An 18,247-nucleotide genomic window follows, 5' to 3' on the forward strand; every position below is an offset into this window, starting at 1 on the left:
TTTCTTTAGGTTTGAATTCTGGAGCCTAGGTTAGTTAGGCGCTGATCGGCGGTTTATCGTTGCTGGTTATCATCAACTGTTGGAAGACTAAGCCTGCCTGAGTGCGGTTGTAGACTTCGAGTTTAACCAGTATCGCCGACACGTGTTTTTTAACCGTGGTCTCTTTAATATCAAGATCATAGGCGATCTGCTTGTTTAAGCGTCCATTGGCAATGCTGGCCAGCACTGTGTACTGCTGCGGGGTTAATTGCGCCAGTTGCTTCGCTAAACGTTGATGCTCGGCAGCGGTTTGCTGATCGACATTGATATCCGTGTGTTCCGGTAGCCAGACTTCCCCTTCGAGCACAGTAGCAATCGCGGTGGAGATCTGGGTTAAGCTGGCGGATTTGGGGATAAACGCACTGGCGCCAAAGTTAATGGCCTTACGGATAATCTCGGGCTGATCATCGGAGGACACCATGATCACCGCGATATCAGGAAAATGATTCTGTAGTAGGGTTAAGCCGGTAAAGCCCTCATTGCCAGGCATATGCAAATCGAGAAAGATCAGTTCAATATCAGGATTATTCTCAACGAGCGTAATTAATTCTTGAAAGTTTTCCGCTTCCAATACTTCCGCTGTATTCACATTCTTGAGAACAGCTTGCGTTAAGGCTGTACGAAATAATGGATGATCATCAGCAATGGCGACTTTTATCTGAGACATAATCCGTTCCCTTTATTTTTTAACCCAGTTTAATCCTATTGGAAATTAATGCTAGATAATATTTAAATCCGTTAAATTAATAACCGACTCATGGGAGTCGGTTATTATTATGCGTCAATAACATTATATTCTAGAAATTATAGCCAACGGTGAGAGAGATAGTCTCTGGATCGCCATAATAACCAATTAATGTATTGTCACCACCTAAACCTGGAATATATCCGCCATTACCATCTGGGGTGACGAAGGCGTAGTTACCGACCAGATATTCTTCGTTAGTGACGTTTTTCCAATGCAGACCCGCTTGCCAGTGACCGTCGTTGCTGTACCAGTTCAAGCCGAGGTTTAACAGGCCATAGCCGTCTTGGCTCAACAGGTTATTTACTACGGCTAAGTCGTAGTCGCTGCGATAGTAGTAGTTACCATTGGCCACAAAGCTGCCGATATCCGTGTCGATATTGTAGCTAAATCCAACGTTTGCCGTGGTATCAGGGGTGTTGGTGATAGTGTAAGTGTCGCTGATATCGATGCGGTTTCCATCGCTATCGTAGGAGATCACTTCCTCGAAGCTGGCATCGATTAAGCCCAGAGTCGCGAACAGATTCAATGACTCAGTCGCGGCGTATTCCACTTCGAGTTCTAGACCCGTGGCCGTCGATTTACCAATGTTGCCTAGACGTTGGTTAAGATCGGACGCGTTTTCACCGGGTAATACGGTCACGAACTGTCTGTCTTTATGGTCTAAGTAGAAGGCGGTTGCGTTAACTCGCAGCCTGTCAAACCATTCACTCTTCATACCCAGTTCATAGGAGTCAACGACTTCTGGGTCTACTGCGGGTTCTGGTCCCGTTGCCCTTGGGTTAAAGGTGCCCGACTTGAAGCCCTGTGAATAGCTGGTAAAGAGCATCATATCGTCGCTGAGTTGGTACTCTAAACCTAAGCGTGGATTGAGTTTCGACCAGGTTTCCTCATCATCTAACACCTTAGGAATACTGGCGTTGATGGCATCTTCATCGCGAACATATCCTGGGATCCAACCTGTTTCGGGATAAAGCGTCGTAAACATGATGCCGTTATAGACAGTGGCATCCTTCGTTTCGCGGGTATAACGCAAACCTGCGGTCATCGACAATTTATCCGTGATGTCGTAAGAGCCCTGAGCGTAGGCGGCATAGCTTTCACTGTTGTTGCAACCACGAACTTCACGAGTAAGACCACCATAAGCTTTGTAATATTCATACAGGATGGAATCGAACATCCCGCAGGAATCGCCTTTAAAGTAATAAAGGCCTGATACGAGTTTCAAATTATCGCCGTCGTAGTTAGCTTGGAATTCCTGACTAAATTGCTCGTCATCGTAGATGGCTGGAACGTCCAAAATACGCAGGCTGGTGTTGTCAAAGTCGATGTTGGTGGGCGAATAGCTTTCGCGGGATGAGGTCACGGATTTCAGTGTCCAATCATCGTTCAAGCCGTATTCAATGGTCAGCCCCCAACCTTCGGTTTCCACTTTGTTCCAGGTTGGCATACTGGTGTAAGAGTCGTATTTGCTGTCTGGTACTGGGGCATCGGTCAGGACACTGGGGAGCATGCGGTAGCCCCCCTTTGAATTCGACTCATCTGTGGTTTTATCGTAGTTGAGGCGCATAAACAGATCGTCGGTTGGCGTGTATTCTAAGCTCACACGGCCCGCCATAACATCTTTGTTATAGTTTTCAGTATCTTGATCTGGTAATGCTGAGGTGATGAAGTCACCATAACCATCGCGATTTAAGCTTGCGAAGGCGCCACCAATATACAGCTTGTTATCAATTAAAGGTAATTGACCTGCTATTTTGTAGTCTTGCTGGTTGTAGCTGCCGATGGTGGCATTGAGGTTTAACTCAGCGTCACCGCTCATCTTCTTGGTCACGTATTTGACCGCGCCGCCGATGGTATTTTTACCATAGAGGGTGCCCTGTGGGCCACGCAGTACTTCGATACGTTGCACATCGAGGATATCGAGCACCGCGCCCTGTGGGCGGGCGATATACACATCGTCGATATAGATACCGACGCCGGGCTCATAGCCCCAGAGCGGATCTTCTTGGCCGACACCGCGAATAAAGGCCGTGAGGGTAGAGTTAGTGCCGCGACTGGATTGCAGCGTGGTGTTGGGTGAAAATTGCTGGATTTCAGTCATCACGCTGATGCCATTTTCCGCTAAATCGTCAGCACTGACCGAGGTCACTGCAACGGGTACGTTTTGCAGGCTCTCAATGGACTTACGAGCGGTGACTTCAATGCGTTCTAAGGTGGCTTGCTTCTCCCCGGTGCTATTTTCATCCTCGGCAACAGCATATTGTGCTGCCAATGCAGATGAGATAGCTAAAGCAATGCAACTCATTTTGATAGTATTCTGTTTCATACAGATTTCCCGTTGTAGTATTTATTTTTTAAAGGTTGGTACTTACTACTATTTTTCTGATTCACATTGACTCTATAGTAATTATTTAAAATTTAAATCGGTACTATAGTAGTATGTGTTTTTAACTCATTGTTTTTATTTTTATACCGATACGTTGAATATCGATACTCAGGGTTTATTTATTATTAAACCCTATATTCCCCAAAGATTGATTATTTCTGGCATGCTGCTGATAGGTGCTTTTAGTAAAAAGTCTCCCGTGTTCCCGCCATTTTTAATATCTGGATTAACGGCAATGCCATGGCCCATATTATTTATTTCGACTAACGAAATAAGGTTATTGCCACTCGTATCGGACCAAGTGCTAACACTATAGTCGGCATATTGTTCGACTCTTGGTGTTTTATTCGCTTGGGTCAGTGCGACCCACTGGGCCGAGAGTTGTTTGGCATTTTCAGGATTCACCACCACATCATTTTGCCCTGTCCACACGGTTAAGGCGGGCCAGTGTTGTTGGTTCGGATGCACCTGTTTGGCAAAACTCACTAATTCTTCAACAGACTCTGCTGGGCCCTTTTTCATGCAGGAAATGGCTTTGGTCAGGTTGTCAGCGCAGGGGTAAGGCAGGCCTGCGATCACCGCGCCTGCGGTGAATAAATCGGGATAATTCACCAGTGCGGCACTGGCCATGGCGCCACCGGCGGACAGGCCAATCACATAGACGCGCTTCGCGCCGGATTGGGATTGGGCTTTGGCTATCATGTTTTTCAGCGATAGCATCTCGCCGCTATCCACCTGAGTATCCTGCGCTGAAAACCAGTTATAACAACGCTTTACATTGTTCTCAAAACTCTGTTGTGGCACCAGTAAGCTAAACTTTTTCTCTTGGGCAAGGGCGGTTAAACCGCTATTGTTGGCCAGTTCCACGCCATCCTGCACACAGCCGTGCAGTAGCACTACGAGCGCATCTTGGCTTGGGCCTTCGGGCGATAAATAGGAGGCGGTTAACTCACCGGGATTGGCGCCAAATTCGCTAAATGCCTGATATTCACTCTGGGCATAGGCTGGGGTGAATAACAGTGCGCTGAGGCAAGTGGCAATGAGTGTCAATTTGCGCATAGGAGTGCTTCCAAGTCCATGATAGTGAGAACTTGCTGAATTTTACGGCGCCTGACAATGGCACTTTAGTTCCAGAGCCTGATGCTGCCCTGCCCTGCGCTGGTTGGTGCGCTGTAGCGAATGCCAATAAGGTTGAGGCAATAACCCATCGCAAACGAAGCAGGACTCGTTTGCGGGAATTGTTACGGCCGTGATCTTTGTTTCAAACTTCTACACAGATATTTGCAAATCTTTACCTGATATCGACATTTCCTTCGTCTACTGCGCTGAGCTAACTCTATATACTGACTGCACTATTTTTCCTCCCGCAAGATATACGCTTGCGCCCATTGGCATTGATGGACACCCAGATTCAGATGAAAAAATCCTCAAAGCGTAAACTGATATTGATCTTAAGCGGCTTAGTCCTCCTCGGGGGCGGCGCTTATTTTCTGCTGCATAAACCCGAGGCTGCCCCAAGCTATGTGACTGAACCCGTTAAGCGCGGCGACATTGAAAACTCGGTGCTCGCTAATGGCATGTTGCAGGCCTCCAAGTTGGTGAGTGTGGGCGCGCAAGTCTCGGGGCAAATTCAGAGTCTGCCTGTGGATCTTGGCCAAGAGGTGAAAAAGGGCGACCTTATCGCGCAAATCGACAGCCTTGCCCAGCAAAACAACCTGCAAAATGCGCTGGCTTCCCTTAAAAGTATCAATGCCCAGTACCGCGCTAAGCAGGCGCAAATTCGTCAGGCAAAACTCGAATATACCCGTCAGCAGGAAATGCTCGCCGATAAGGCCAGCTCCCGCGCAGACTTTGAAGCCGCCGAAGCCACGCTGACGGTTTATCAAGCCGAGCTTGAGCAGTTACAGGCGCAAAAACAACAAGCTGAGATTAATGTCGACAGTGCCAGAATCGATTTAGGTTATACCAAGATCACCGCGCCGATGGATGGCACGGTCGTTTACTCTGCGGTTGAAGTGGGTCAAACCGTTAACGCCAATCAAACTACGCCAACCATAGTCGAGATGGCGCAGCTCGATACCATGACGGTCAAGGCACAGATCTCCGAGGCGGATATAGTTAATGTGCATCCGGGGCAGGCGGTGTACTTTACGATTCTAGGTCGTCCCAACCATCCATATCTCGGCACCCTAAGGGCGATTGAACCCGGTCCCACCTCCATGGATGGTGATGATAGCAATATGAGTTCCAGCGATTCAGACGCCATTTATTACCATGGCCTGTTCGATGTCGAAAACCCCGACCGTACCCTACGCATTGGGATGACGGCGCAGATTTCGATTGTGCTTGCCAAGTCTGATGATGCGCTGTTAGTACCATCGCAAGTGCTGAGGGTAAAACCAAGGGATAAAGCGGCTCCGCCAGCGGAAGGCAAGTCCCGTGGGCCGCAATATCAAGTGCCTGTATTGGTGAATAACCAAGTGCAATATGTGGATGTAACTGTTGGTATTAATAACAAAATCAATGCCGAAATCCTGTCTGGCCTGAACGAAGGAGACCAAGTGGTGCTCGGAATGCCCGCCGACGGCTCGACCATGAAGTTCCGTGGCCCACCAATGAGGTTTTAAGCGTGACTAAGCCATTACTGGAAGTGTCAGCTTGCTACCGCAGTTTTCAGGCGGGTGAGCAACAACTGACTGTACTCAAAGATGTTAATCTTTCCATCGCCCGTGGTGAGATGGTCGCGATTGTCGGCGCCTCGGGTTCGGGTAAGTCGACCCTGATGAATATCTTGGGCTGTTTAGATAAACCCTCAAAGGGCGCGTACTTTATCGATGGCCAAGATACCTCGCAGATGGATGTGGATGAACTGGCAAAGCTGAGGCGCGAGCATTTTGGCTTTATTTTCCAGCGATATCATTTGCTTGGCGATCTGAATGCCGTGGGTAACGTCGAAGTGCCCGCCGTGTATGCGGGGAAAGATCGTCTCGAGCGTCGGGAGCGCGCAGAAAGCTTGTTATCGCGCTTGGGTTTAGGTGAGCGTCTCGATCATAAGCCGAATCAGCTCAGTGGCGGCCAGCAGCAGAGGGTGAGTGTGGCGCGGGCGCTGATGAATGGCGGTGATGTGATCCTTGCCGACGAACCGACGGGCGCTTTAGATAGTCACAGCGGCGAAGAAATGATGCGGTTATTACAGGAACTGCACCGCGAAGGCCACACCATTATCATCGTGACCCACGATATGCATGTGGCGCAGCATGCCGACCGTATTATTGAGATTAAGGACGGGGTGATTATCAGCGATGAGCCTAATCCCGCCTCAAACGTTGCTGCTGCGCCTAAGACTGAAGTGATCCCCGCCAAGACTAAGGTGCGCGCCCGCGTGGCGGCATGGGACAGATATGCCGAAGCCCTGAAAATGGCGCTGCTGGCGATGTCGACCCATAGATTGCGCACCTTTTTAACTATGCTCGGGATTATTATCGGTATCGCTTCAGTCGTGTCTGTGGTGGCGCTGGGTGAAGGCTCGCAGCGGGAAATCTTAAAGAGCATTAGTTCGATGGGCACCAATACCATAGACATTCGCCCCGGCTCAGGCTTTGGTGATAGGCGCTCGGCAAAGGTACGAACTTTGACTGCAAGCGATGCTAATGCACTGAAAAACTTACCCTATGTCGATAGCGTCACCCCGAGCATTGGTTCGAGTGCGACGGTGCGTTATGGCAATAAGGCGGTGACGGCGACTGTGAATGGTGTGGGGCCAGAGTTCTTCCGGGTTAGAGGCTATGAGCTCGCCCAAGGGCAGTTTTGGGACGATGACAGTGTTAATGCGTTAGCCCAAGATGCGGTGATCGACGAGAACACCCGTAAACAGCTGTTCCCTAACAGTAGCGGCGTCATGGGCTCTGCCATCGGGGAAGTCATCTTTCTCGGGGATTTGCCGGTGCGGATTATTGGTGTCACTCAGCCTAAGGAAAGCGCCTTTGGTAACAGTGATGCCCTCAATGTGTGGGTGCCTTACACCACGGTATCAGGCCGAATGGTAGGCAAGAAATACTTAGATGGGATTACCGTGCGGCTCGATGAATCCGTACCGAGCAATGCGGCGGAGCAGGGCATTATTAGCCTGCTGAAGATGCGCCACGGTACACAGGATTTCTTCACCATTAACACGGATACCATTCGCCAGAATATCGAGAAAACCACCGCGACCATGACGCTATTAATCTCGGCTATTGCGGTGATTTCCCTCGTGGTGGGCGGCATTGGGGTAATGAATATTATGCTAGTGTCGGTGACCGAGCGCACCCGCGAGATTGGGGTTCGCATGGCGGTCGGGGCGCGCCAGAGCGATATTCTGCGGCAGTTTTTAATTGAGGCCGTGTTGGTTTGTCTGTGTGGCGGCGCGCTTGGGGTGGCCTTGGCCTATCTGATTGGCGTGGTGTTTGCCCAAGCGGGAGGCAGTTTCCAGATGATTTATTCGACGACTTCCATTGTTGCCGCCTTCGCCTGCTCTACCTTAATCGGGGTGTTGTTTGGCTTCCTGCCCGCTCGTAATGCGGCGCGTTTAGACCCTGTTGATGCCCTAGCGAGAGAGTAACTGAATGAATAATCGAGTTTTAACGCATCAAAACGAATTAAGCCGCCATGTCGGTTCAACGCTCAAGGTCAGCGTGATCGCCATTAGTATAGCGCTGCTCTCGGGTTGTGGCGCGCTAATGCGCTCCGACTTTGAGCCGCCTGCTTTACAGGTGCCAGAGCAGTGGCAGCACACCCAAGTAAATGGTCAAGTCAGCCTAGACCCTTGGTGGCAGAAGTTTAATCAACCCGAATTGGATCAGCTGATTAGCCAAGTGCTCAGCAGCAATAATGACCTGACGCTCGCTACCTTAACCTTGCAAAAGGCGCGTTTACAGGCGGGGTTAGCGCGGGATGATCTGTATCCACAGCTCAGCTCCAATAATACGGCGTCTGTGAATAAACCGCTGGATGGCGGCAGTTCGAGCAAGGCATTTCAGGCGAACCTGTCGGTAAGCTATGAGGTGGATTTGTGGGGTAAAGTGTCGGCGAATATCGACCAAGCCCAGTGGACGGCGCTGGCAAGTCTCGAAGATAGGGAGAGCACGGCGCAGAGTCTCGCTGCGACGACGGCGTCGCTCTATTGGCAGATTGGCTATTTGCATGAGCGGATTGAACTGAGCAATAAGAGTATTGAACACAGTCGGCAAACGCTGGCGTTAACCCAGCGCCAATATGCTTCGGGCGCCGTGACAGAGCTGAATGTGCTCGAATCCCAACGCAGTTTAGCGGGGCAAGAGGCCTCCCACAGCCAACTGCTGCAACAGTTGGTTGAAGCCGAAAATGCTCTGGCGATCTTACTCAATCGCGCACCGGGGCAAGTGGCGGTTGAGATCAAGCAATTGCCGGACAGTGCGGTGCCTGAGGTTGGCGTCGGCATTCCCGCCGACTTGGTCGGCCGTCGTCCCGATGTGAAGGCGGCACTGTATCAATTGCGCTCGGCGCTCGCCAGTAAAGATGCGACCTATGCCAGTTACTTCCCAAGCTTGAGTTTGACTGGCAGCGTAGGGGAGTCGACCTCAGAGCTAAAAGAGCTATTGCGTAATCCCGTGGGGAGTTTAGGTGCGGGCTTAGTGCTGCCTTTTTTGCAATGGAATCAAATGCAAATCAACAATGATATTGCCGATATCGACTATCAATCGGCCATCGTCAGCTATCGTAAAACCCTCTACAGCGCCTTCGAGGATGTGGATAACGCCATCTCGGCCAAGCAGCAATACGCTTACCAAGGTGAGAAGCTTGAGCTGCAATTTAGCGCCGCCGCCCAGGCCGAAGCCATTTATGAGAGCCAATATCGCCATGGTGCTATCGGCATTCAAAATTGGATCGATGCGCAGGAGAATCGCCGCAGCGCCGAAGCCGCATTGTTGGAGAATCGCTATAACCAATTAACGGCTCAAGCGACGCTCTACCAAGCCTTAGGTGGAAGCGATATCGCGCCGCCATTATCGGATAACTAATTGAATAGTTAATAAATAAAAAACCGCGATGCCTGAGGCTATCGCGGTTTTTTATTATCTCGCTTTTATCTTAATGCGAGTCGTGATTAGCTGCGCAGAATATGCAGTGGCAGGCTTAACATATCATCGCCTGTGCCCGCTAAGTGCCAAATGATACCAACTAGGGCGGCAACAGTGACCAGATACCAAATGGTCGAGAAAATCTGCCCATATCTATCTAGCGGCAATAGGTGGCTTTGATGGCGGGTACGCCACTCGAACACTATCTCTAAGCTACCGATAAGCAATAGGAAACCGAGCAGGGCAAGGCCCAAGGTATAGCTGATATACACCCCAAAGGCGGCGCCAATCACACAGGCGATTAAGCCCATGATGCTGTTCATCGAGAAGCTAATGCTCTTTAAAATATGGCCGCCATCGAGAGGTAAAATCGGCAATAAATTAAACAGGTTAAGTAGCGCGTTAAAGGCCGCAAGCCCCGCAAAGAAGACATTGTCCGTCATGTGGTAAGCGATAAGCGAGCCTATAGACATCAATAGGCCGAAGGTTGGCCCCATAATCGAGATGACCACATCCTGCCAGCGGGTGTTAATCTTTTCATCGCTCAGCGCGAGTCCGCCCATAAAGGGGATGAGATAAATCCCTTTGGTTTTCATCCCAAAATACTTCATCGCGCGGATATGGCCGTATTCGTGGAAGACCAAACAGGCGATAAGCGCCAAGGCAAATTGGAAGGAAAACAGCCAAGAATAGGCCGCCACACTCGCGCCTGCGAGCACCACTTTAATTACTTTGGCACTCTTGAGCAGCTTAAAGCCGAGGGAGGCTAAGCCGACAAAACTGATTTTTTGTGGATTAGTCACGGGGACTTCAGGGGTTTGACGCTCGATATCTTTCTCGGTGCGAGTGCCTTGGGCTATCACTTCCTCATCGACCAACAGGCGGTAATCGAATCGAAATGGCTGCCACACCACGTCGGTCTCGAGGCGTACTTGGATTTTGTGCTCTAAAACCTGTGTTTCGCCGGTATCGCTGGCCAATTGGCTCTGGTGCTGGGTGAGTTCAAATTCATGGACTTTGAGGCCGCCATTTTCGACCGATGCGGCTTTTTGTGAGACTAAGGTATTGTCCCAAAAGAGTTGTTGCCAACCTGCGAGTGAGCCTTCCAAACGCAGCGATTTGCCTAAGCAGTCAATCTTAAGTAGTTCCAATTTAGGGTCCGTTTGTATGTGTATCCGAATGATGCCCAGCGATAATTTGGCATATAAATATCAATCGCTTTGGGCAAAACGACCTGAGCCGTGTGTGACAAATTATGCCTGTGAAATGTGACTGAGGATATTAGCTTTTTGGATCATCTTAATTTTTATTGTGATCGCTCGCGATTTCTTTGAGTAGGGTTAGTCATCTAAGCTGCGAACGATTTCCATCCCTTGGGCCAAAGTGGTGAAGGCTAACTTAGCAACGCAGCACTGGCCTATGGCATTGGCGTGCTTTTGTACCCATTTGATAAAGTCGGTAAGCGGCAATTTTTGCTCTTGTTTGAGGAGCTTAGGTAGCTCGCCTATGGGATCTTCATGAATGGTGCTTGGGGTCGCGCGGATCAGATATTGATTACCGAGACTGTCGAGTAACAAATCCGTGTCGATAAATTGGTGCTGATACAGGCAGGCAAGTTCTAACCAATCCCGTTGATGGGCGAGGTAGAGTAGTTCGTCATTTTGAGTGAGTTTGACTACCGCAGGCCATTCAATGTCTGCCATTTTCACTTGAGTCATGCGCAATCCCGTAGGCTTTTTATTTGCTTAGCCTTTTAGCCGACAGAGTCTGCGCTAAAGGGCTGTATTGAGGTCAGTATGCCACCGACCTAGGCGAAGATGAAAGGCGTTGGGGGATTTTCTATGGCAAGTTGGCCTAAATGGGGGAGCTTGGCGAGCAGCAAAGCATTCAGGCTAAACATTCACGCTAAGAGCTCACTCAATGGAATGAACCCTTAGCGGGGGGTGATGATTGCCCCGTTATGAGTGGCAAAGCATTCAGGCTAAGCATTCACGCTAAGAATTCACTCACTGGAATGAACCCTTAGCGGGGGTTGATGATTGCCCTGTTAATGGCTTGCCGCTTGCGCCTTAGGTTTGGCGTTGTAATCGAAGTTAATCTCTTGATTAAGATTGGTGATTGAGCAAGTACCGTGTTCGCGGGTGGTTCTGTGATTGGCTTGACCAATATGGAACTCGGCATTGAGGAATACGTGCTTAATCACATCGATACGGTACTTGTCGTAATAGGTTTCGACTTCTTGCTTGAGGCTATCGAACTCTAATTCTTCGCGGGAACGTTCGCCTAAGATGCGATTCTTCTCATCGAGCATCATCTTGATCTGTTCGATCATGATAGGGTCGCTCTGCCATTCGGATTTCGGCGGCAGTTTTTTCAGGCGAGCCTCGATATCCAGCGTCGCTACCACCATTGCATGCACGCTCTCCTCCAGCTGCTTGAGGTTTTGTTTGAGCTCGCCCTGTTCCATGGCGCAGTACACTTCGGTTTTGGTGCCTGCGGTTGCGCCTATCACGACGGCGGTGAGGCCCTTTTCGGCATGCACTACACCACCCACTAAGTCACCACGGCGGCCGCTTTGATCGCTTACAGTGAGCGTGCCTGCGGTTTTGGTATTACTGTGGAGTAATTGCTTAGTGATCAGAATATTACCCTTTGCTGTTAACTGGGAATATTGCACGAACTGGGCGCTGATCTGCCCCTGAGCCGTGATATTGGTGGAGAACTCATTCACTCTGACTTGGCGACCAATCACGCCCTTGCTCACCGTAATATCGCCATCGGCCTCGAGAGTTGCCGAATCGACAAAGCCCATCACGGTAATATCGCCTGAGCTTTTAACCATCATACCTTCATGCACATCGCCCGTGATTAAAATACTGCCTTTAAAGTTGATATGGCCGGTACTGATATCCACATCTTTAAGCTGCAACACATCGTCGACATTCATGCCCGTGCGGGTTTCAACGGGTTGGCCTGCCACTGTGGCGATGAGTTTATTGGGATCTTTCGGGTGGAAGTCGGTACCAGTACCGGGTTGTAATACCAGATCTTTCCCCGGTTTTTGCTTAAGGACTTCGCCTTTAATGTTGTAGCCGGGAGACCCTTCGGTCGCGGGATGCTTAATCATTAGCAGATCGTTGGGCTTGACCATGATCATCGCCCCGAGATTACGCATATCCACAGTGCCGTCCTCCCGCTCCTGCGGCTGTAATAGGCGTTCACGGGCGAGGGAAACCTTACGCTCCAGCACCGCATTTTGACCATTGATCGCGGCCTTACCTTGAGCGATTTCACTCTGGCAGCTTTCACCCGGTTTTAACTTGGTCATTTTTTGCAGCAAGGTTTGGATCTTAAGCTTACTTAAGCCCATGCAAACATTGTCTTTTTTTAGCTGTGTGAGGATTTCGGGTAAATCGACGGCTTTACCTCCCCAAGGGGCGGTTAAGATCATGGTGGCTTGCATTTTATCTTGGCTGAGCTCGATTTTTACGCTGCCATCGCGGCGCTCTGCCAATACGGCAAATAGCTCGTATTTACCATCTTCTTGATGGCATAGGGAATTGGTTTGCGCGATAACTTTATCTATCGCAGGCTCGAGGGGGAATAGGGTGGCGAACTCTGGCACGGACAATAAACGCATAACATCATCACGGGTAATGGGACCGTGTTCATTCGGAATTAAGCGTAATTCCGCCTTGGTTTTATCGCTGCTTAGCTCAAGAAGTTCAGGGGCCAACATAGAGCACTTCCTATCCATTTGTTTTATTTTTGTTTTAGTAGCTAACCTGAGTATAACAGTAGAAACTTTGCTCAAAGAAGCCTTTTCGGCACGAAAAGATGTAAATGTTGGCGTTTTGTTGCTTATAGTCTATGTGTTGATTTTTAAATAGATTTTTATCTGAGCTATAGGCGGTAACTTAGTGTTATCTTTGGTTTTTTGCCTGTGTGCCAGCATGAGCCTAAAACTGCGCAATGTTTGCATGTAACAAAAAATTAAACTTTACAACGCTGCCCCGTATGTTAGGGACAACACCACAGGGGTAAAACCCTCGATAATTTAGCGCTTACTGCATTTGATAGCGTTCACAAAACCATGAAAATCTTATCTAGGTAGCCGCTAGTGTTCGGCTTGGGAGCGCGACTTTATTGTGGTGTTCTTAAGGGGGGAAGGTTTCTATCCAGATGGGGCGGCGCGTTAAAATCTTCGAGTAATCTAACTTAGAGGTAAAGTGGGCAAGGTGCTTTGTTTCAATTTGTGGGGTTAGGATTAAATCGCAGGGTTAGGATTCAAAACTCTATGGTGTAACATTTGACTCCCCCTTTTTTATTCTTGTGTTACACCCCCATGAGTCAGTTCAAATAGGGGGGCTTTATTGCTTGGCCATGTCGGCTTTTCTATGGGAGATTCAAAAGTTGTCAGCCAAACTTCAAGCTCACCGGAGCCTGATAAACATCCCATGTAGGAGAAACACATGCCGCTATCTATCATGTTATTGGCAAATTGAATTGCCTCTTCAAGGGAGCCTTCTTCCTTGTTATGGCTGAAGGTTTCGTCGTCCCACACCCAGTTGATAGGTGCTCCATCTTCATCACAAGCAAGGTATCTTACGTTCTCATAACCTTCGCTTGCTGCTGTTAATGAATCCAGAAAGGATTCTCTGATTTCTGAGAATCTCTTTTTAAATTCTTCAATGCCGATATTTTTACTAATAATGTGCTTCATACTTGCCTTAGAGGTTAACTATGCGCGCACGCGCGCGAACCTTGGTGAGCGTCGCTGCGGTCGCAGGCCGCGCTTTGTTAACCGTACCTACCACAATTGCCACCAAGGCTTTTTCACACCATTGTGAGTTACTTTTAAATATTGTGGCTCGCTTCGGCCTCCGTCTTTGGAGATTGCGACTATTTTAACGGTTATGTCTATAGGCTCTTGCTCGGTAGTACTGCCATCATTCCATATAAAAAAGTATTCATCCGATCTGGTGTGGCCGCTCTCTAAAATCATCGGTTCAGGATAAAAAAGTTGGTCTTCAAATTGGCCTTCTTCAATGGCAAATATAAAGCCAGTGTCTTTCTCGGCAGAGGTTGTAACTAAAGTAAGCACTCCTGCATCAGCACAGGAACCGGCACTACCGCTCTCTCCACGTGAAATAGACTTCACTGAGAACGATGGTGTTTTGGGAATGGTATTGCCTTCATTGGTGTGTTCAAAATCAATAAACGGTCTGTCAAACGAACAAGCAAACGCATTCCCATAAAATAAAACCGCTGAAATAGTTACAAAAAACTTCATGGAGTTTCCTAGTACAGTTAACGCCTGCAGTTGCGGCTGGTTTGGAGCGCAGCGGAAAACCAGTCCGCCAACCTGCGCTTGTTAAATGGTTTGTTCATTGCTGCATGTAGCCTTTAAATTCTTTCAGGCTATTCGCAATTTTAATTGCCGTATCTGGTGCCATACCAACACACGGCATATAAAACACTTCTTCGGATTCATTCACGACCAAAAGCTCACCGCCACCATTGCCACCGAATGTTAAAAAGCCAGGAGCAAATTCGGCGATCTGGTAGTCGCGATTAAATTCTTCTAGTTCTTCTGGCCGCCACAATACATACCATTCTGGCTCTACTACGAGCTCACCTTCGAGGTAGCCTTCTTCTAACCACGACTTCAGAACTTGTTTGAGAGCTTCGATATTCATGATTGCCATTTAACATTTTATTCATGCGCATGCGCGTTTACCTCGTTGGACCAGTGAAAACGCGCACAGTTAACTATCTGTATGCAAAGAACTTATCAGCTTTCTGCCGCTTTTCATATAAGTAATCCATCTGGAAAAACGCGCATGCGCGTTTTCCAAACCTGTTAGCTAAAAGCCAGCTACTATAGTCAATTGATTTTATAGCGTTTTATTTGTTACAAATGGAGTTAATGCGCACTGATATTGTCTTCAAATCATTCAAAAATACCTAAATTTAAATGTGATTGTATACCCATACATTGTTAGTCGATTTATCGCAGGGCTAAACATAGGTAACTAGATAAGAATTTGTATCGCAGGAGGAGTGGGAATTTTCGATTGAGCTAACGAGCCGAAGCACGGAATGGAGCATTAGCTTTTTAGTCAGATGAAAAGTTCAATGGCAATAAATGCTATTTAAGAGATGGCTGCGTTAATTTGTTTGTGGGGGTATTTTTGATTTCAAAATGGGCGTATTTGATAGGGACGGCGTTATCTTCTTAATTCTTAACGAGTCTTTATTCCTTGGTGCATCCTAGAGTCAAATTAAGGATGCCCCACTCACAATTGAGTGGGGCGAAAGATTAGGCCTGTTGGAAGGAATAGAGTTTGTACTTGTTGTTCTCTGCTGGCACGGTTAATTGGCCGAACTCGGCGGCGATGGTGTCCGAATAGGGTAGGTGGCGGTTAGCGACGATTTGCCAAATCCCTTTAGATTGTAATTGCTTGGCGCTATCGGCGACAAAACCTTGGGCAATGCTGGTCGTGCTGGCAAGGCCATCGTGGAACGGTGGGTTGGAGATAATACCGTCGAATTTGCCACTGGTTTGCGCCAGTCCATCGGAGGGATAGACCTTGGCCGTCATGCCGTTTGCCGCCAGCGTAAGTTCGCAGGAGGCCAGCGCCATGGCATTGATATCAATACATTCTAGCGACAGTGTCGGTTGTGCCTTTAACAGCGCAGCGGCAATCACACCGGCGCCGCAGCCAAAATCCAGTACTCGCCCAGAGAGCGTTGGCAGATGCGACAGCAATAGCTCTGTGCCTTGGTCTAAATGCTTCTCGCTGAACACGCCGACTAAGTTGCAGATGGTGATATTGCCCTGCGGGGTGGCGAGTTGATACTGGCTAGTCCAATCGCTGAGTTTAATCTCGGGCGCAGTATCGATTAGGCTGCTGCCAAAGAGTAGGCAATGGCGCGCGTTATCGAGTTTGACGCCAGTGGCAAAGTATTTCGGCAACAGTTTGACTAAGGATTTAACCCCGCCTTTGTTCTCTCCCACGACTAAGAGTTGACCATCTGCCACTAAATGCTGAGCGGCCAGATTAAACAAGTAGGGCGCTAACGGCTTAGCCTTAGGAAAGTACACAATCACAGTGTCGTACTTATCCTGGTGGGGCAGTTGATGGCCAAAATAGCAGCGCAGTTTGGCATTAGCCTGCGGCGCTAAATGCAGGTAATGGTGATAATCCAAGGCGAGGGCATCGACGGACTGGGCGACATCGAGCAGTGCTTTGGGCAGTGAGTCTGCCTCATGGTTTAGCACTAAGACTTTATGTTGGCTCAGGGTTTCCTGATTGCGGATAATGACTTGCGATGGATTTGTTAACACTGCATGGCTACCGTAAAAAATAAGTGCGGGCATTATACCCCTTATTCGGCTACGAGCCAGCCTGCAAGCCGCCGACTTAAGGGATGTAGCAAAACAGCGCTCACTCGAAACGGTGCGGAATGAAAGCCAATAAAAAAGGCAACTGTGTTAACACTGTTGCCTTTCATCTATTAGCTAATCGCAGCAAATTAGCCCTGAGACTGCACTGGTGCTAGTTCTGGTGCTGGAGCTGGAGTCGATACCTGTGCGGTGGCTTTTGGCTTTTTAGGCTTAGGTAACAGGCTAAAAATCTTATTGGCGATATCTGTGTTGTCTTGATGACCGTTAAACAACTCAGAGGCTGGGCCTGCGGCAAAGACTTGCACGTCGGTCCCTGTGTGGCCGCCGGTTGTCCAACCTGTATCGGTACGTTTATCAATTATATGGCGAATCGCAACGGCCATGGTTTCTAAGCCCTGCATTCTGGCAACATTTAACTTAGTTACTTCTTCTTCGGTCAATTCAAAGCCTAGCCCACGGGATAGGTCGGCTTGCCAAGTGTCACCACCAAGGGCGGCTTGGGCTAAGGTATCTGAGCTTGCCGAGATATTACGTAGGATCTCTGGATTCCAGTTGTAGTTGCCATCGGCGCCAATCGATAACCCGCCAGTATTATGGTCGGCGGTGATCACCATTAAGGTATCGGGATTTTGGCGTACGAATTGTTCGACGACTTCAATTGCATTGGCAAATTCATCCATTTCGCCCATGGCGGCGGCGATATCATTGTTGTGTCCCGCCCAGTCGATAAGGCTACCTTCGACCAGCAGCACAAAGCCTTGCTCATTTTGCGACAGTAAACTCAGGGCTTTTTGAGTCAAGGTGCTGAGTTTTTTTAGCATCTTTTTCATCAATCGCCCAAGGCAGTTGCACTTCGGCAAATAGACCCAAGACTTTAGGCTGGGTAATGCTGGCCAGATCGTCAAAGCGGGTAATGTGTTGATAACCCTTGGCGGTAAACTGGGCTAACAGCTCTGGAGGAAAGTACTTTTGCCCGCCACCTAAAAACACATCGGCGTTGGTTTCGAGATAACTTAATGCCAGTGCATCGTAGTTTTTACGGCTCTCGTTATGGGATAAAAAGGCCGCTGGCGTGGCATGGTTGATTTGCGACGTGACCGCCACACCCGTGCTCAAGCCTAAGGTTTTGGCCTTTTCAAAAATGGTAGGCAGTGGCTGTTTTTGGGTATCGACCGAGATGGCGCCGTTATAGGATTTGACTCCTGTCGCGAGGGCCGTCGCGGCGGCGGCCGAGTCGGTCACATAACCACTGACGCTGGCGGGATAAGTGCTCGCCATGCCAACCAATAAACGGTCGAAGACGGTTTGTTCGACTTCTTCGGTATCTGGATTGTCCTTGTAATAACGATAGGCACTGGTATAGGAAGGCCCCATGCCATCGCCAATCATGATCACAATATTTTTCGGGCGTGAGGGGGCTTTTACTGGGCCAGTCTCATTCGCTCCTGCTTCGACTGCCAATGCGGAGGTGGAGAGCCATAAACTCATACCAAGCAATAACAGTGGCGCTTTGGTGAAACTCATATCAGATCCCTAGAAGTCGTAGGCGCTCTGTGGGCGCCTTC

Annotated in this window: 13 protein-coding genes and 1 pseudogene; 3 read left to right on the forward strand and 11 right to left on the reverse strand. The window is 48.9% G+C overall.

The window, feature by feature from the left end; all coding sequences use genetic code 11:
* Positions 1-34 precede the first annotated feature (34 nt).
* The 3 genes from ACUZ8J_RS03760 to ACUZ8J_RS03770 all read right to left on the reverse strand — a co-directional run bounded on the left by ACUZ8J_RS03760 (position 35) and on the right by ACUZ8J_RS03770 (position 4,232).
* Positions 35-706: a response regulator transcription factor gene (locus tag ACUZ8J_RS03760; protein ID WP_011718251.1), complete on the reverse strand. Its 672-nt coding sequence runs from the start codon at positions 704-706 to the stop codon at positions 35-37.
* Between the two features lie 130 nt (positions 707-836).
* Positions 837-3,113 carry a TonB-dependent receptor gene (locus tag ACUZ8J_RS03765; RefSeq protein ID WP_011718250.1) on the reverse strand — a complete coding sequence of 759 codons (2,277 nt, stop codon included), beginning with the start codon at positions 3,111-3,113 and terminating at the stop codon, positions 837-839.
* 192 nt (positions 3,114-3,305) lie between these two features.
* Positions 3,306-4,232, reverse strand: coding sequence for an extracellular catalytic domain type 1 short-chain-length polyhydroxyalkanoate depolymerase (locus tag ACUZ8J_RS03770; protein ID WP_279775540.1), 927 nt, complete (start codon positions 4,230-4,232; stop codon positions 3,306-3,308).
* A gap of 356 nt (positions 4,233-4,588) precedes the next feature.
* On the opposite strand from ACUZ8J_RS03770, the gene ACUZ8J_RS03775 reads away from it, so the two are divergent.
* The 3 genes from ACUZ8J_RS03775 to ACUZ8J_RS03785 are packed head-to-tail and all read left to right on the forward strand — an operon-like array spanning position 4,589 to position 9,211.
* Complete coding sequence (locus ACUZ8J_RS03775; protein ID WP_446693113.1) at positions 4,589-5,800, forward strand: efflux RND transporter periplasmic adaptor subunit; 1,212 nt, start codon at positions 4,589-4,591, stop codon at positions 5,798-5,800.
* Positions 5,801-5,802: 2 nt separating this feature from the next.
* The gene (locus tag ACUZ8J_RS03780; RefSeq protein ID WP_446693114.1) at positions 5,803-7,773 is read left to right on the forward strand and encodes a MacB family efflux pump subunit; all 1,971 of its coding nucleotides are present in this window, start codon (positions 5,803-5,805) and stop codon (positions 7,771-7,773) included.
* Positions 7,774-7,777: 4 nt separating this feature from the next.
* Positions 7,778-9,211: an efflux transporter outer membrane subunit gene (locus ACUZ8J_RS03785; protein WP_446693115.1), complete on the forward strand. Its 1,434-nt coding sequence runs from the start codon at positions 7,778-7,780 to the stop codon at positions 9,209-9,211.
* An 86-nt stretch (positions 9,212-9,297) separates the two neighbouring features.
* Here the strand turns inward: ACUZ8J_RS03785 and ACUZ8J_RS03790 are convergent, their stop codons facing one another.
* The 8 genes and pseudogenes from ACUZ8J_RS03790 to ACUZ8J_RS03825 form a co-directional block, all read right to left on the reverse strand.
* Positions 9,298-10,422 carry a site-2 protease family protein gene (locus tag ACUZ8J_RS03790; protein WP_011718245.1) on the reverse strand — a complete coding sequence of 375 codons (1,125 nt, stop codon included), beginning with the start codon at positions 10,420-10,422 and terminating at the stop codon, positions 9,298-9,300.
* A gap of 189 nt (positions 10,423-10,611) precedes the next feature.
* The gene (locus tag ACUZ8J_RS03795) at positions 10,612-10,989 is read right to left on the reverse strand and encodes a DUF4144 domain-containing protein (RefSeq protein WP_011624010.1); all 378 of its coding nucleotides are present in this window, start codon (positions 10,987-10,989) and stop codon (positions 10,612-10,614) included.
* Between the two features lie 329 nt (positions 10,990-11,318).
* On the reverse strand, positions 11,319-13,010 hold the full coding sequence (locus ACUZ8J_RS03800) for a DUF342 domain-containing protein (RefSeq protein ID WP_249556192.1): 1,692 nt from the start codon (positions 13,008-13,010) through the stop codon (positions 11,319-11,321).
* Positions 13,011-13,595: 585 nt separating this feature from the next.
* Complete coding sequence (locus ACUZ8J_RS03805; RefSeq protein WP_446693116.1) at positions 13,596-13,994, reverse strand: hypothetical protein; 399 nt, start codon at positions 13,992-13,994, stop codon at positions 13,596-13,598.
* 87 nt (positions 13,995-14,081) lie between these two features.
* Positions 14,082-14,564 carry a hypothetical protein gene (locus ACUZ8J_RS03810; RefSeq protein ID WP_446693117.1) on the reverse strand — a complete coding sequence of 161 codons (483 nt, stop codon included), beginning with the start codon at positions 14,562-14,564 and terminating at the stop codon, positions 14,082-14,084.
* Between the two features lie 94 nt (positions 14,565-14,658).
* Positions 14,659-14,970 (reverse strand): SMI1/KNR4 family protein, encoded by a 312-nt coding sequence (locus ACUZ8J_RS03815; RefSeq protein ID WP_446693118.1) that lies wholly within the window; start codon positions 14,968-14,970, stop codon positions 14,659-14,661.
* 623 nt (positions 14,971-15,593) lie between these two features.
* The gene (locus ACUZ8J_RS03820; RefSeq protein ID WP_126513247.1) at positions 15,594-16,622 is read right to left on the reverse strand and encodes a methyltransferase; all 1,029 of its coding nucleotides are present in this window, start codon (positions 16,620-16,622) and stop codon (positions 15,594-15,596) included.
* 188 nt (positions 16,623-16,810) lie between these two features.
* A pseudogene (locus ACUZ8J_RS03825) lies at positions 16,811-18,206 on the reverse strand (alkaline phosphatase).
* Positions 18,207-18,247: the final 41 nt, after the last annotated feature.

The organism is Shewanella sp. Koi 1 (genome assembly GCF_052907445.1).

Excerpts from the sequence above, each read along its gene's own strand:
- ACUZ8J_RS03770 (WP_279775540.1), bottom strand. The coding sequence starts at position 4,232 with ATGCGCAAATTGACACTCATTGCCACTTGCCTCAGCGCACTGTTATTC.
- ACUZ8J_RS03815 (WP_446693118.1), bottom strand. The coding sequence starts at position 14,970 with ATGAATATCGAAGCTCTCAAACAAGTTCTGAAGTCGTGGTTAGAAGAA.
- ACUZ8J_RS03795 (WP_011624010.1), bottom strand. The coding sequence starts at position 10,989 with ATGACTCAAGTGAAAATGGCAGACATTGAATGGCCTGCGGTAGTCAAA.
- ACUZ8J_RS03765 (WP_011718250.1), bottom strand. The coding sequence starts at position 3,113 with ATGAAACAGAATACTATCAAAATGAGTTGCATTGCTTTAGCTATCTCA.
- ACUZ8J_RS03760 (WP_011718251.1), bottom strand. The coding sequence starts at position 706 with ATGTCTCAGATAAAAGTCGCCATTGCTGATGATCATCCATTATTTCGT.
- ACUZ8J_RS03805 (WP_446693116.1), bottom strand. The coding sequence starts at position 13,994 with ATGAAGCACATTATTAGTAAAAATATCGGCATTGAAGAATTTAAAAAG.
- ACUZ8J_RS03775 (WP_446693113.1), top strand. The coding sequence starts at position 4,589 with ATGAAAAAATCCTCAAAGCGTAAACTGATATTGATCTTAAGCGGCTTA.
- ACUZ8J_RS03810 (WP_446693117.1), bottom strand. The coding sequence starts at position 14,564 with ATGAAGTTTTTTGTAACTATTTCAGCGGTTTTATTTTATGGGAATGCG.
- ACUZ8J_RS03785 (WP_446693115.1), top strand. The coding sequence starts at position 7,778 with ATGAATAATCGAGTTTTAACGCATCAAAACGAATTAAGCCGCCATGTC.
- ACUZ8J_RS03800 (WP_249556192.1), bottom strand. The coding sequence starts at position 13,010 with ATGTTGGCCCCTGAACTTCTTGAGCTAAGCAGCGATAAAACCAAGGCG.